Origin of the sequence: Streptomyces tyrfis (assembly GCF_037034285.1) — a bacterium.
Lineage (GTDB): Bacteria > Actinomycetota > Actinomycetes > Streptomycetales > Streptomycetaceae > Streptomyces.
The window spans coordinates 68,422-84,256 of sequence record NZ_JBAGJZ010000018.1 but is presented as its reverse complement, the minus strand read 5'-3'; the positions used below and the strand labels follow the sequence as shown (position 1 = coordinate 84,256).

At 77.5% G+C, this 15,835-nt stretch carries 1 protein-coding gene; it reads left to right on the top strand.

The features are described from left to right. Positions 1-24 precede the first annotated feature (24 nt). Complete coding sequence (locus WA762_RS16230; RefSeq protein WP_335936422.1) at positions 25-15,834, top strand: type I polyketide synthase; 15,810 nt, start codon at positions 25-27, stop codon at positions 15,832-15,834. Position 15,835: the final 1 nt, after the last annotated feature.

The window sequence follows — 15,835 nt, the reverse complement described above, 5'->3', positions numbered from 1 at the left end:
TCTGCACAGGAGTGGCGACACCCGATGACCAACGACGAAAAGCTGCTGTCCTACCTCAAGCGGGTCTCCGCCGATCTGCACCAGACCCGTCAGCGGCTGCGCGAGGCGGAGACGCAGGACCGGGAACCCATCGCCGTCGTCGCGATGAGCTGCCGCTTCCCCGGCGGGGTCACCACGCCCGAGGAGTTCTGGCGGCTCGTCCACGACGGAGCCGACGCCATAGGCGACTTCCCCGCCGACCGGGGCTGGGACGCCGACGCCCTCTACGACCCGGACCCGGACGCCACCGGGAAGACGTACACCCGGCGCGGCGGCTTCCTGGCCGACGCGGCGGGCTTCGACCCGGAGTTCTTCGGCATCAGCCCGCGCGAGGCGGTCGCCATGGACCCCCAGCAGCGGCTGCTGCTGGAGGTGTCGTGGGAGGCGCTGGAACGCGCCCGCATCGCCCCCGACTCCGTGCACGGCGCCCGCGTCGGGGTGTTCGCCGGCACCAACGGCCAGGACTACCGCGACCTGCTGGCGAGGATGGAGCAGGACACGGAGGCCGCGCTCGGCACCGGCGCCCTGGCCGCGGTGATCTCCGGCCGCATCTCCTACACCCTCGGGCTGGAGGGCCCGGCCGTCACCGTCGACACCGCCTGCTCCTCCGCGCTGGTCGCCGTGCACCTGGCCGTGCAGGCCCTGCGCGGCCAGGAGTGCACCCTCGCGCTCGCGGGCGGCGCCACCGTCATGTCCACCCCCAACGCCTTCATCGCCTTCAGCCGCCAGCGTGGGCTCGCCCCGGACGGCCGCTGCAAGTCCTTCGCGGACGCCGCCGACGGCACCGGCTGGGGCGAGGGCGCGGGCATGCTGCTGCTGGAACGGCTCTCCGACGCCCGCCGCAACGGCCACCAGGTGCTCGCCCTCATCCGGGGCTCCGCCGTCAACCAGGACGGCGCCTCCAACGGGCTGACCGCCCCCAACGGCCCCTCCCAGCAACGCGTCATCCGCGCGGCGCTGGCCTCCGCCCGCCTCACCCCCGCCGACGTCGACCTCCTGGAGGCGCACGGCACCGGCACCACCCTCGGCGACCCGATCGAGGCCCAGGCGCTGCTGGCCACGTACGGTCAGGACCGGCCCGAGGACCGGCCGCTGTGGCTGGGCTCCGTCAAGTCCAACATCGGGCACACCCAGGCCGCCGCAGGCGTCGCCGGGATCATCAAGGCCGTCATGGCGATGCGGCACGCCGTACTGCCCCGGACCCTGCACGCCGAGGAGGCGTCCACCAAGGTCGACTGGGCGCGGGGCGACGTCCGCCTGCTCACCGCCAACCGCCCCTGGACCGACCCGGGACGGCCCCGCCGTGCCGCCGTCTCCTCGTTCGGCGCCAGCGGCACCAACGCCCACACCATCCTGGAGGAGGCCCCGGCCGACGAGCCGCCGGCCGAGCCGCCCGCCCCGCGCACCGCGCCGCCGCTGGTGCCGTGGGTGCTCTCCGGCCGCACCGAACAGGCCCTGCGCGAACAGGCCGCCCGCCTGGCCGCCGCCGTCACCGACCAGGACCCCGTCGACGTGGCGCACTCCCTGGCCGCCACCCGCACCGCCCACCCGCACCGGGCCGTGCTCTTCGGCGCCGACCGGGCCGCGCTGCTCGACGCCGCGACCCGGCTCGCCGAGGGCGGCCCGGCCGCCGCGCTGGGACGCGTGCGCAAGGGACAGACCGCCTTCCTGTTCAGCGGGCAGGGCTCCCAGCGCCCCGGCATGGGCCGCGAACTGTACGCGCGCTTCCCGGTCTTCGCCCGCGCCTTCGACGAGATCTGCGATCGGTCCGGCGACGACGAACTGCGCGCCCTGGTCCTCGGCGACGACCCCGAGCCGCTCAACCGCACCGCCCGCACCCAGACCGCGCTGTTCGCCTTCGAGACCGCCCTGTACCGGCTGGTGGAGTCCTGGGGCCTGGAACCCGACTACCTCGCCGGGCACTCCGTCGGCGAGATCACCGCCGCCCATGTCGCGGGCGTACTGGACCTGGCGGACGCCACCGCCCTGGTGGCGGCCCGCGGCCGGCTGATGCAGGCCCTTCCCGAGGGCGGCGCCATGATCGCCCTGCGCGCCTCCGAGGACGAGGTCCGGCCGCTGCTCACCGACCGGGTCGGGCTGGCCGCCGTCAACGGGCCCGGCTCCGTCGTGATCTCCGGCGACGCCGCCGAGGCCGAGGCGATCGCCGCCCGGTTCGAGCGGAGCCGCCGGCTGAAGGTGTCGCACGCCTTCCACTCGCCGCTGATGGAACCCATGCTGGACGAGTTCCGGTCCGTGGTGGAGACCCTGACCTTCCACCGGCCGGCCGTCCCCCTCGTCTCCCACCTCACCGGCGCGCTCGCCGGCCCGGACGTCACCACCCCCGACCACTGGGTGCGGCACGTGCGCGAGACCGTCCGCTTCCACGACGGGATCCGCACCCTCGCCGCCCAGGGCGTCACCCGCTACCTGGAGATCGGCCCCGACGCGGTGCTGACCGCCATGGCCCGCGAATGCCTGGCCGCCGACGACGCCGACGCCCGAGCCACCGGCTCCGGTTCCGGCCGCGACGCCGTCCTGGCCGCCGCCGCCCGCCGCGAACGGGGCGAGACCGAGACCCTGCTCACCGCCCTCGCCCGGCTGCACGTCGCCGGCCACGGCCCGCGCTGGGAGGCGCTGTTCAGCGGCGCCCGCACCGTCGACCTGCCCACCACCGCCTTCCGGCGCGAACGGTTCTGGCCCGAGACCGCCGCCCCGGTCGGCGACGTCGGCGCCGCCGGACTCGACCCCGCCGACCACCCGCTGCTCGGCGCCGCCACCGTGCTCGCCGACTCCGACGCGGCCGTGCTCACCGGCCGGCTTTCGGTGCGCACCCACCCCTGGCTCGCCGACCACGTCGTCGGCGGCTCGGTCGTGGTGCCCGGCACCGCCGTGGTGGAACTCGCGGTCCGGGCCGGCGACCAGGTCGGCTACGGCCGGCTGGAGGAACTGACCCTGGAAGTGCCGCTGGCGCTGCCGCCCGACGACGGCGTCCGCGTCCAGGTCGCCGTCGGCGCCCCCGACCCCGCCGGGGCCCGCACCGTCCAGATCCACGCGCGCGCCGAGGGACTGCCCGCCGACGCCCCCTGGACCCTGCACGCCTCCGGCCTGCTCACCGACCCCACCGCCGCCCCCGGCGCCCGGCTGGACGCCTGGCCCCCGCAGGACGCCGAGGAACTCGACCTCACCGGCCTGTACGAGCGGCACGCCGCCGCCGGCCTGGAGTACGGCCCCGTCTTCCGCGCCCTGACCGCCGCCTGGCGGGACGGCGACACGCTGTACGCCGAGGTCCGGCTCCCGGAACGGCCCGCCGCCGACGCCCCCCGCTTCGGCCTGCACCCGGCCGCCTTCGACGCCGCCCTGCACGCCCTGGCCCTGCTCGGCGATGGCTCCGGCGACGAGACCGCCCGGCTGCCGTTCGCCTTCACCGGCGTCACCCTGCACGCCGTCGGCGCCTCCGCCCTGCGCGCCCGCATGACGCCCACCGGCGACCACACCTTCGCCGTCGACCTGGCCGACCCCACGGGCACCCCGGTCGCCACCGTCGCCTCCCTGGCCTCCCGCCCGCTGACCCGGCCGGACGACGGCCACGACCCCGCCGCCGACGCCCTGTTCGCCCTCGTCTGGCAGCCGCTGACCCTGGACGCCGACGCCCCCGCCCCCGGCCACCGGCTGCTGGAGACCGCGCCCGGCGCCGACGCCGACGCGGTGCGCGCCGCGCTGCGCACCGCGCTCGCCGCCCTCCAGGACGACGACCCGCGCCCGCTCGCCGTCGTCACCCGGGGCGCCGTCTCCACCGACGGCGAGGACGCGCCCGACCTGGCCGGCGCAGCCGTATGGGGCCTGGTGCGCTCCGCCCAGTCCGAGAACCCCGGCCGGTGCGTGCTGCTCGACCTCGAACCCGGCGTCGACGCCGAGACCCTGCTGCCCGCCGTCCTGGCCTCCGGCGAACCGCAGATCGCGGTCCGCTCCGGCGCCGCCCGCGCGGCCCGGCTCGTACGCGCCGGCACGCCCGGCGACGGCCCGGCGCCCGCCCTCGACCCCGACGGCACCGTGCTGATCACCGGCGCCACCGGCGGACTCGGCCCGGTGCTCGCCCGGCACCTGGTCCGCGCCCACGGCGTACGCCACCTCGCCCTGGTCAGCCGGAGCGGCGCCGCCGGCGAACTGATCGCCGAACTCGCCGCGCTCGGCGCCGACGCCACCGCGCACGCCTGCGACGTCGCGGACCGCGACGCCCTCGCCGCCGTCCTCGCCGCCATCCCCGGGGACCGGCCGCTCACCGCCGTCGTGCACGCGGCGGGCGTCCTCGACGACGGCGTGGTCTCCGCCCTGACCCCCGAGCGGATCGACGCCGTTCTCGCGCCCAAGGCGCTCGGCGCCCTCCACCTCCACGAACTGACGGCTCGGCGGAACCTGTCCGCGTTCGTGCTGTTCTCCTCCGTCGCCGGGACCCTCGGCGCCCCCGGCCAGGGCAACTACGCCGCCGCCAACGCCGTCCTGGACGCGCTCGCCGCCCACCGCCGCGCCCACGGCTCGCCCGCCCTCTCCCTGGCCTGGGGTCCCTGGGCCCCGACGGGCGGCATGACCGGCGCGCTGGGCGAGGCCGACCTCGCCCGCATGTCCCGCGGCGGCATGACCCCGCTGTCCGCCGAGGACGGCACCGCCCTGTTCGACCGGGCCCTGCGCACCGGCCGCGCGGCCCTGGCCCCGGTGCGCCTCGACCCGTCCGCGCTGCGCGCGCAGGGCGGCGAACTCGCCCCGGTGCTCCAGGCGCTGGCGGGCCGCACGGTACGCAGGACGGCCGCCGCCGAGGGCGCCGGATCCACCTTCGCCGAGCGCATGGCCGCCCTCGGCGGGACCGAGCGCGCCGACGCGCTGCTGCACACCGTCCGCGTCCATGTCGCCGCCGTCCTCGGACACGCCGGGGCCGACACCGTGGAGACCGACCGCGCCTTCAAGGAACTCGGCTTCGACTCGCTCGCCGCGATCGAGCTGCGCAACTCCCTCTCCGCGGAGACCGGGCAGCGGCTGCCCGCCACCCTCGTCTTCGACCACCCCTCGCCCGAGGCGCTCGCCGCGCACCTCGGCACCCTGATCGCCGGTACGGGGACGGGCGCCGCCGACCGCCGCACCCGCCGCACCCGCCGGGCCCGCGCCGACGAGCCGCTGGCGATCGTCGGCATGGCCTGCCGCTACCCGGGCGGCGTCCGCTCCCCGCAGGACCTGTGGCGGCTGGTCGCCGACGGCGCCGACGGCATCGGCGGCTTCCCCGCCAACCGGGGCTGGGACGTGGACCGCGTCGTCGACCCCACCCGGCGGCGCCCCGACACCTCCTACGTCGGCGAGGGCGGATTCCTCTACGACGCGGGCGAGTTCGACGCCGCGTTCTTCGGCATCAGCCCCAAGGAGGCGCTGGTCACCGACCCGCAGCAGCGGCTGCTGCTGGAGACCTCCTGGGAGGCGCTGGAGAACGCCGGCATCGACCCGCTCTCCCTCAAGGGCAGCCCCACCGGCGTGTTCGCGGGCGTGCAGTACCACGACTACTTCGGCAGCTTCGGATCCGGCAGCATCATCTCCGGCCGGGTCGCCTACACCCTCGGCCTGGAGGGGCCGTCGCTGTCCGTCGACACCGCCTGCTCCTCCTCGCTGGTGGCGCTCCACCTGGCCGGACAGTCGCTGCGCCAGGGCGAGTCCTCGCTCGCGCTGGTCGGCGGCGTCGCGGTGATGGCGACCCCGGAGACCTTCGTCGAGTTCAGCCGGCAGGGCGCGCTGGCCCCCGACGCCCGCACCCGCGCCTTCGCGGACGCGGCCGGCGGCACGGTGTGGGGCGAGGGCGTCGGCGTGCTGGTGGTGGAGCTCCTCTCGGAGGCCCGCCGCCACGGCCACCCGGTGCTCGCCGTCGTCCGCGGCACCGCCGTCAACCAGGACGGCGCGTCCAACGGGCTGACCGCCCCCAACGGCCCCTCCCAGGAACGCGTCATCCACCAGGCCCTGGAGAACGCCCGGCTGACCCCCGCCGACGTCGACGCGGTGGAGGCGCACGGCACCGGCACCACCCTCGGCGACCCGATCGAGGCGCAGGCGCTGCTGGCCACGTACGGTCAGGACCGGCCCGAGGACCGGCCGCTGTGGCTGGGCTCCGTCAAGTCCAACATCGGGCACACCCAGGCCGCCGCCGGGGTCGCGGGTGTCATCAAGATGGTGCAGGCGATGCGCCACGGCACCCTGCCCAGGACCCTGCATGTCGACCGGCCGTCCACCAAGGTGGACTGGGAGGCCGGGCAGGTACGCCTGCTGACGGAGGAGCGGCCCTGGCCGGACGCCGGACGTCCGCGCCGCGCCGGGGTGTCGTCCTTCGGGATCAGTGGCACCAACGCCCATGTCGTCCTCGAACAGGCCCCGGAGGCGGAACCGGCTGCGCGGACCGGCGAACCGGTGGCCAACCCCGCCCCGGCGGCCCTGGAAGCCGCCACTCCGCGAGGCCCCGCCCCGGAATCCACCGTTTCGGAATCCGCCGTGCCGGAACTCGCCGCCCCGGAAGACTCCGTGCCGGAACTCGCCGTTCCCTGGCTGCTCACCGCGAAGTCGCCCGCCGCGCTCGCCGGGCAGGCCGCCGCGCTCCTCGCCCACCTCGACGCCCACCCCGGCCTCGACCCCTCCGACGTCGGGTGGTCGCTGGCGACCACCCGCGCCCATCACCCCCACCGGGCCGCGGTCACCGGCGCCGACCCCGCCGGACTGCGCGCCGCGCTCACCGCGCTGACCACCGGGGACACCGCTCGCGACCTCCACCAGGGCACCGCCGCCGGACGCGCCCGGCCGGTCTTCGTCTTCCCCGGCCAGGGCTCCCAGTGGTCCGGCATGGCCACCCGGCTCCTCGCGGAGTCCCCGGTGTTCGCCGCCCGCATGGCCGAGTGCGCCGACGCCCTGAAGCCGCACACCGACTGGGACTTCACCGCCGAACTGCGCGGCCGGCTCGACCGGGTCGACGTCGTCCAGCCGCTGCTGTGGGCGGTCATGGTGTCGCTGGCCCACACCTGGCGCGCCCACGGCGTCACCCCGGCCGCGGTCATCGGCCACTCCCAGGGCGAGATCGCCGCCGCCTGCGCGGTGGGCGCGCTCTCCCTGGACGACGGCGCGCGCGTGGTCGCGCTGCGCTCCCGGGCCATCGCCGAACTGCTCTCCGGCTCCGGCGGCATGATGTCCGTCGGCGAGGGGGCCGATCGGGTCCGCGCCCGGATCGCCGCGTGGGACGGCCGGCTCTCCGTCGCCGCCGTCAACGGCACCGCCTCCACCGTCGTCTCCGGCGACTCCGACGCCCTCGACGAACTCCTCGCCCGGTTGCGCGCCGAGCACGTCCGTGCCAAGCGGCTGCCGGTGGACTACGCCTCCCACAGCGCCCATGTGGAGACCCTCCGCGAACGCCTCGCCCAGGCGCTCGACGGCATCCGTCCGCGCTCCGCCGACGTCCCCTTCTATTCCACCGTCACCGGCACGGCGCTCGATACCGCCGAGCTCGGGGCCGCGTACTGGTACACCAACCTCCGCGGCACCGTGCTGTTCGAGCAGGCGGTACGCGGCGCCGTCGCCGAGGGACACGCCCTGTTCATCGAGTGCAGCCCGCACCCGGTGCTCACCGTCGGCATCCAGGAGACCGACGACGCGGTGGCCGCCGTCGGCTCGCTGCGCCGCGACGAGGGCGGCCGGGACCGGCTGCTCACCGCCCTGGGCGAGGCGTTCACCCACGGCGCCGCCGTGGACTGGGCCACCGTCGCCGAGGGCCGCCGCCCCCGCCGCGTCCCGCTGCCGCCGTACGCCTTCCAGCGCGAGTGGTACTGGCTGGACAGCACCGCCGGCGGCGCCGACGTCACCGCCGCCGGTCTGGCGGCCACCGACCACGCGCTCCTCGGCGCCGCCGTGGTCCGGGCCGACAGCGGCGAAGCCGTCCTCACCGGCCGGATCTCCGCCGGCACCCACCCCTGGCTGAACGACCACCGGGTCGCCGGCCGACTGCTGTTCCCCGGCACCGGACACCTCGAACTCGCCCTGCGCGCGGGCGACCAGGTCGGCTGCGGCGACCTCGCCGAACTCACTCTGCACGCCCCGCTGGTCCTGCCCGACCACGGCGCGGTCCAGCTCCAGGCCGTCGTCGGCCCGCCCGACGGGGTCACCCGCCCGCTGTCCCTCTGGTCCCGCCCGGAGAGCACCGACGAGGAACTGCCCTGGACCCGGCACGCCGACGGCCTGCTCGCCGCCACCGGCAGCCTGCCCGCCGTCGTCGAACCGCTCACCTCCTGGCCCCCGCAGGGCGCCGCCCCGGTCCCGCTGGACGGCCTGTACGACGAACTCGCCGCCCTCGGCCTCGGCTACGGCCCGCTGTTCCAGGGGCTGCGCGCCGCCTGGCGCACCGAGGACGCCCTCTACGCCGAGGTCGCCACCGACGCCCCCGCCGACGGCTTCGGCCTGCACCCGGCCCTGTCGGACGCCGCCCTGCACACCCTCGGCCTCACCGACGCCGCGGGCGACCAGGCGCTGCTGCCGTTCGCCTGGTCCGGCGTACGGCTGCACGCCTCCGGCGCCACCGCGCTGCGCGTGAAGGTCCGTATTCTGGGCGAGGGCGCCGTCTCGCTCACGCTCACCGACCCCGCCGGCGACCCGGTCGCCACGGTCGACTCCCTCACCCTGCGCCCGCTGCGCGCCGACACGGTCGACGCCGCCGCCCGGTCCGCCCGCTCCGGCGCGCTGTACCGGGTCGACTGGACGCCCGCGCCAGCCCCGGCCGGGCCGGCGCCCGCGGCCGAGGACCTGGTGGTGCTGCGCGCCCCGGCGGGGGCCGACGCCGCCGGGACGCGCGCGGCCGTCACCGCCGTGCTCGACGAGCTGCGCGCCCGGCTTACCGACGAACGGCCCGACGGCGAACGGCCCGGTGGGGAAGAAGGTACCGGCGGACACGGCGGCGACCGCACCCTGGTCGTCGTCACCGGCGCCGACCCGGCGGGAGCCGCGGTCGGCGGCCTGGTCCGCTCGGCCCAGTCGGAGAACCCCGGCCGCATCGTCCTGATCGAGACCGGCTCCGGGGACGGGACCGGCGCCGGGGAGGCGACGGACACCGCCCCCGACCCCGCCCGCATCGCCGAGGCCGTCGCCACCGGCGAGCCGCACCTCGCGCTGCGCGACGGCGCCTGGCACGTGCCGCGCCTGGCCCGGGTCGCGGCCCCCGGGCCGGAGCGGCCCGGGCCGACGCCCGGCGCGGGGGCCACCGGCCGCCGCGACGCCGTCGCCCCCGCCGAACCCGCGCTCACCGAACCGGCCGTCATCGATTCCGGGCTCGGCGCCGGCACCGTCCTGCTGACCGGCGCGACCGGCGCCCTCGGCGGCGTCGTCGCCCGTCACCTGGTGGGCGAGCGGGGCGTGCGGCATCTGCTGCTGCTCAGCCGGAGCGGCGCCCCCGAGGCGCTCGTCTCCGAACTGACCGCGCTGGGCGCCGAGGTCACCACCGCCGCCTGCGACGTCGCTGACCGGGACGCGCTCGCCGCCGTCCTCGCCGCGATCCCCGCCGACCGCCCGCTGACCGCCGTGATCCACGCGGCCGGCGTGCTGGCCGACGGCGTACTCGCCTCCCTCACCCCCGAACGCGTCGACGCGGTCTTCCGGCCCAAGGTCGACGCGGCCTGGAACCTGCACGAACTCACCGCGGACCTCGGCCTGTCGGCGTTCGTGCTGTTCTCCTCGTCCGCCGCGACCCTCGGCTCCCCGGGCCAGGCCAACTACGCCGCCGCCAACGCCTACCTCGACGCCCTCGCCGGGTACCGGCGGCACCGGGGCCTGCCCGCGCACTCCCTGGCCTGGGGCCTGTGGGACCGGGCGAGCGGCATGACCGGCGCCCTCGACGACAACGACCGGGCACGCATCGCCCGGGGCGGGGTCGCCCCGCTGGCGACCGAGGACGGGCTGGCCCTGTTCGACGCGGCCCTGCGCGGCGACGACCCCGCCGTCCTGCCGGTGCGCCTCGACACCGCCGCGCTGCGCGCCCAGGCCGACGCCCTCGCCCCGCTGTTCCGCGGCCTGGTGCCGGCACGGCGCGCCTCCGCCGCCGGTCCCGCCGGGGCGTCCGGCGCGGCCCCGCTGCGCGACCGGCTCGCCGCGCTGCTGGAACCCGAGCGCGAACCGTTCCTCACCGAACTCGTCCAAAGCCGCGTCGCCACCCTCCTCGGCTACCGCTCCGCCCAGGACGTCGGCCGCACCCTCGCCTTCCGGGAACTCGGCTTCGACTCGCTGGCCGCGGTGGAGCTGCGCAACGGCCTCGCCGCCGCGACCGGGCTGCGACTGCCCGCCACGCTGGTCTTCGACCACCCCACCCCGGCGGAGCTCGCCCGCTATCTGCTCGGCGAACTGACCGGCGCCCTCGACGCCCCCGCAACCGCCCCCGGAGGCCCCGCCCGGGCCGCCGCCGACGACGAACCCGTCGCCATCGTCGGCATGGCCTGCCGCTTCCCCGGCGACATCGCCTCGCCGGAGGACCTGTGGCGGCTGGTGGCCGAGGGCCGCGACGCCGTCGGGGAGTTCCCCGCCGACCGGGGCTGGGACATCGAGACCCTGTACGACCCGACCCTGGACCGGCCCGGCACCAGCTACACCCGGCACGGCGCCTTCCTCCACGAAGCGGCGGACTTCGACCCCGCCTTCTTCGGCATGGACGAGGAGGAGGCGCTGGTCACCGACCCGCAGCAGCGACTGCTGCTGGAGACCTCCTGGGAGGCCCTGGAACGCGCCTCCATCGACCCGGCCGCCCTGCGCGGCTCCGACACCGGCGTCTTCGCCGGGGTGATGTACCACGACTACTTCGGCAGCTTCGGCTCCGGCAGCGTGGTCTCCGGCCGGGTGGCCTACACCCTCGGCCTGGAGGGGCCGACGCTCTCCGTCGACACCGCCTGCTCCTCCTCGCTGGTGGCCCTGCACCTGGCCGCCCAGGCGCTGCGGCAGGGCGACTGCTCCCTCGCCCTGGCCGGCGGCGTGACCGTCATGGCCACCCCGGGCACGTTCGTGGAGTTCAGCCGCCACCGCGGCCTGTCCCGCGACGGCCGCTGCCGCCCCTTCGCGGACGCCGCCGACGGCACCGGCTTCGGCGAGGGCGCGGGCGTCCTGCTGCTGGAACGGCTCTCCGACGCCCGCCGCAACGGCCGCCGGATCCTCGCCGTGCTGCGCGGCACCGCCGTCAACCAGGACGGCGCCTCCAACGGCATCACCGCCCCCAACGGCCCCGCCCAGCAACGCGTCATCCGCCGCGCCCTCGAAACCGCCGGGGTCGCCGCCGCCGACGTCGACGTGGTCGAGGCGCACGGCACCGGCACCACCCTCGGCGACCCCATCGAGGCCCAGGCCCTCATCGCCACCTACGGCGCCGAGCACACCGAGCAACGGCCCCTGTGGCTGGGCTCGGTCAAGTCCAACCTGGGCCACACCCAGGCCGCCGCCGGGGTCGCGGGCGTCATCAAGATGGTGCAGGCGATCCGCAACGAGACCCTGCCGGCCAGCCTCGGCGTCGACCGGCCCTCCCGGCACGTGGAGTGGGAGGGCGCCAACGTGCGGCTGCTCACCGAGTCCCGCCCCTGGCCGGACCCGGGCCGGCCGCGCCGCGCGGGCGTCTCCTCCTTCGGCATCTCCGGCACCAACGCCCACGTCATCGTCGAGGCCGCACCCTCCGAGGAGCCGGCCACGCCCCCCGGGACGCGGGCCGCCCCGTCCGACGCCCGGGCCGTGCCCGCCGCGGCACAGGCCGCTTCGGCCCCGGAGCCGCCCGCCGGGACCGTGCCCTGGCTGCTGTCCGGGCACACCCCGCAGGCGCTGCGCGCCCAGGCCGGCCGGCTGCTGGACCATCTGACCGGCGCCCCGGACGCCGACCCGCACCGGATCGCCGGCGCCCTCGCCCACGCCCGCACCGCGCTCGGCCACCGCGCCGCCGTCGTCGGACGCACCCGCGAGGACCTGGCCGCCGGACTGCGGGCGCTCGCCGAGGGCCGCACCCCGCCCACCGGCGCCACCGGCGCCGCCGCCGACGGCAAGCTGGCCCTGCTCTTCTCCGGCCAGGGCTCCCAACTGCCCGGCATGGGCGCCGGACTCGCCGCCGCCTTCCCCGTCTTCGCCGCCGCCCTCGACGAGGTCCGCGCCCAGCTGGACCCGCTGCTGGACCGGCCGCTCGCCGACGCCCTCGGCTCCGCCGCGCTGCTGGAGCGCACCGAGTACACCCAGCCCGCCCTGTTCGCCTTCGAGGTGGCCCTGTTCCGGCTGCTGGAGTCGTTCGGCGTACGGCCCGACCTGCTGGCCGGGCACTCCGTCGGCGAGTTCGCCGCCGCCCACGCCGCCGGCGTCCTCGGGCTCCAGGACGCCTGCCGGCTCGTCGCCGCCCGGGGCCGCCTGATGCAGGCGCTCCCCGAGGGCGGCGTGATGATCGCCGTACGCGCCGCGGAGGACGAGGTCGCGCCGCTGCTCGCGGACGGCGTCGGCATCGCCGCCGTCAACGGGCCCGCGTCCGTCGTGGTCTCCGGCCCCGCCGGACCGGCCCGCGCGCTCGCCGCCCGCTTCGAGCGCACCAGGGAACTGACCGTCAGCCACGCCTTCCACTCCGCCCTGATGGAACCGATGCTCCAGGAGTTCCGCGAGGTCGCCGAGTCGGTGACGTACGGCCCGCCGCGCATCCCGCTGGTGTCCACCCTCACCGGGGCCCCGGCCACCGCGGGCGAACTGGCCGCCCCCGACCACTGGGTGCGGCACGCCCGCGAGGCGGTCCGCTTCGCGGACGCCGTGACCCGCCTGCACGACGCGGGCGCACGGCACTTCGCCGAGGTCGGGCCCGGCGCCGCGCTCACCTCCGCCGCCGGGGACTGCCTGCCCGAGGACTGCGCCGTCGTCGCGCTCCAGCGCAAGGACCGGCCGGAGCCCGAGGCACTCGTCGCCGGGCTCGCCGCCCTGCACGTGCACGGGGCCGCCGTCGACTGGGCCGGACTGCTGCCCCATCGCGACGGCTCCGACCTGCCCACCTACGCCTTCCAGCGCCGCTCCTACTGGATGGCCGGCGACCCGGCCGCGACGGCCCCCGCCGCCGGCCACCCGCTGCTCGGCGCCGCCGTCGAACGCGCCGACGCCGACGCCACGTTGTACACCGCGCGGCTCTCCCTCGCCGCCCAGCCGTGGCTGGCCGACCACGCCGTCGGCGGCGTACCGCTGCTGCCGGGCACGGCGTTCGTCGAGATGGCGCTCGCCGCCGGGGCCCGGCTGGACTGCCCCGTGGTCGACGAACTGACCCTCGCGGAACCCCTGCCGCTGCCCGGGAACGGCGCCGTCCGCCTCCAGTGCACCGTCGGCGAACCGGACACCACCGGTGCCCGCGCCTTCCAGGTGTACGCCGCGCGCGGCGACGGCGAGCCCTGGACCGCCCACGCCACCGGCACCCTGCGCCCCGCCGCCCCGGAGCCCGCCCACGACCTGACCGCCTGGCCGCCCCCCGGCGCCGAACCGGTCGACGTGGACGGCGTCTACGACCGGCTCGCCGCACTCGGCGCCGAGTACGGGCCCCGCTTCCGGGGGCTGCGCGCCGCCTGGCGCTCCGGCGACGAGGTGTACGCCGAGGTCGCCGTCGACACCGGCGACGCCCCGTTCGCCCTGCACCCGGCCCTGCTCGACTCCGCGCTGCACGCCGTCGGGCTGCGCGCCGGGGCCCCGGAGCGGATGGCGCTGCCGTTCTCCTGGAACGGCGTCGCCCTGTACGCCGATGCCCCGAAGGCCCTGCGGGTGCGGATCGCCCCGCTGGAGCCGGGCGCGGTGCGCGTCGACGCCGCCGACGCCGCCGGGCGGCCGGTGGCCCGCGTCGCGTCGCTGACGCTGCGGGAGGCCGACCCCGCGCGGATCGCCGCGGCCGCCGCCGACGGCCACGACGACCTGTTCGCCCTCGACTGGGCGCCCGCCCCCGTACCGGCCGCCCCCCAGGCGGGCCGGTGGACCGTGCTCGGCGCGGGCCACGAGACCCTGGCCGCCGCGCTGGCTGGGGAGACCGCCGAGGTCACCGTCGCCGCCGGGCCGGCGGAGGCCGCCGCCCAGGCCCCCGACGTCCTGGTCGTCCCGCACTCCGGCGGCGAGCGCCCCGAGGAGATCCGGGCCGCGACCGGGCGGCTGCTGGCCACGGTGCAGGACTGGCTGGCCGACGAACGGTTCGACGGCACCGGCCTGGTCGTCACCACCCGGGGCGCCACCGGCCCCGCCGGGACCACCGACCCCGGCGCCGCCGCCGCATGGGGCCTGCTCCGCTCCGCCCAGTCCGAGCACCCCGACCGGATCGTCCTCGCCGACCTCGACGACACCGACGCCTCCCGCCGCCTGCTGCCCTCCGCCGTCGCCTCCGGCGAACCTCAACTCGCTCTGCGCGAGGGAACGGTGAGCGTCCCGAGGCTGGTGCGCGCGCCGCGCCGCGCCGCCCCGGAACCGGTCGACTGGTCGGGCGGCGTCCTGATCACCGGCGGCACCGGCGCCCTCGGCCGACTGGTGGCCCGCCACCTGGTCACCGCGCACGGCGCCACCCGGCTGGTCCTGCTCAGCCGCACCGGCGCCGACGCGCCGGGCGCCGCCGAACTGCGCGAGGAGCTGACCGCCCTCGGCGCCCGGGTGACCGTCGCCGCCTGCGACGCCGCCGACCGCGCCGCCCTCGCCCGGGTCCTCGACGACCACCCGGTCACCGCCGTGGTGCACACCGCGGGCGTCCTCGCCGACGCCGTCCTCACCTCGGTCACGCCCGAACGGCTGGACACCGTGCTGCGGCCCAAGCTGGACGCCGCCTGGCACCTGCACGAACTCACCGCGGACCGGCCCCTGACGGCGTTCGTGCTGTTCTCGTCCGCGGCTGGCCTGCTCGGCAGCCCGGGCCAGTCCGGGTACGCCGCCGGCAACGCCTTCCTCGACGCCCTCGCCGCGTACCGCAGGTCCCTGGGACTGCCCGCCGTCTCCCTCGCCTGGGGCGCGTGGGCGGGCAGCGGCGGCATGGCGGACCGGCTCGACACCGCCGACACCCACCGGATGGCCTCCGGCGGCGTACGCGCCCTCGACGCGCGGGCGGGCCTGGACCTGTTCGACACGGCGGTGGGACGCGAGGAACCGGTCCTGCTGCCCGCCCGCCTCGACCTGAACGCGCCGGACGCCCACCGGGTCGCCCCGCTGCTGCGCGGCCTGGTGCGCACCCCGCGCCGCGCCGGAGCCGCCACGACGGCCGCCTCCGCCGCGCTCCGCGGCGAGCTGGCCGCGCGCACGCCGGCGGAACGGGCCGCCCGCCTGCTGGAACTCGTACGGGACGAGGCCCGGCAGGTGCTCGGGACCGAGGAGTTCGACGCGGACCTGCCCTTCAAGGACCTCGGCTTCGACTCGCTGACCGCCGTCGAGTTCCGCAACCGGCTCAACGAGGCGACCGGTCTCCGGCTCTCCGCCACCCTCGTCTTCGACCACCCCAGCCCCCTCGCGCTCACCGACCACCTCGCCGCCGAACTCGCCCCGCCCGCGGGCGGGGAACCGGCCGGAGGACCGGGCGGGCGGGATGACGAGGAGGCCGCCGTCCGGGCGGCGCTGGCAGCCCTTCCGGTGGCGAGGCTCCGCGAGGCCGGACTGCTCGACGGGCTGCTCGAACTCGCCGGAGTACGCCCCGCGCCGACGCGGACCGCGGACGACGAGCCCGGCCGCCCCTCGATCGACGCGATGGACGCCGAGAGCCTCATCACCCTCGCGCTCGACGACCTCGGCGACGACGACGCCCTGTGAC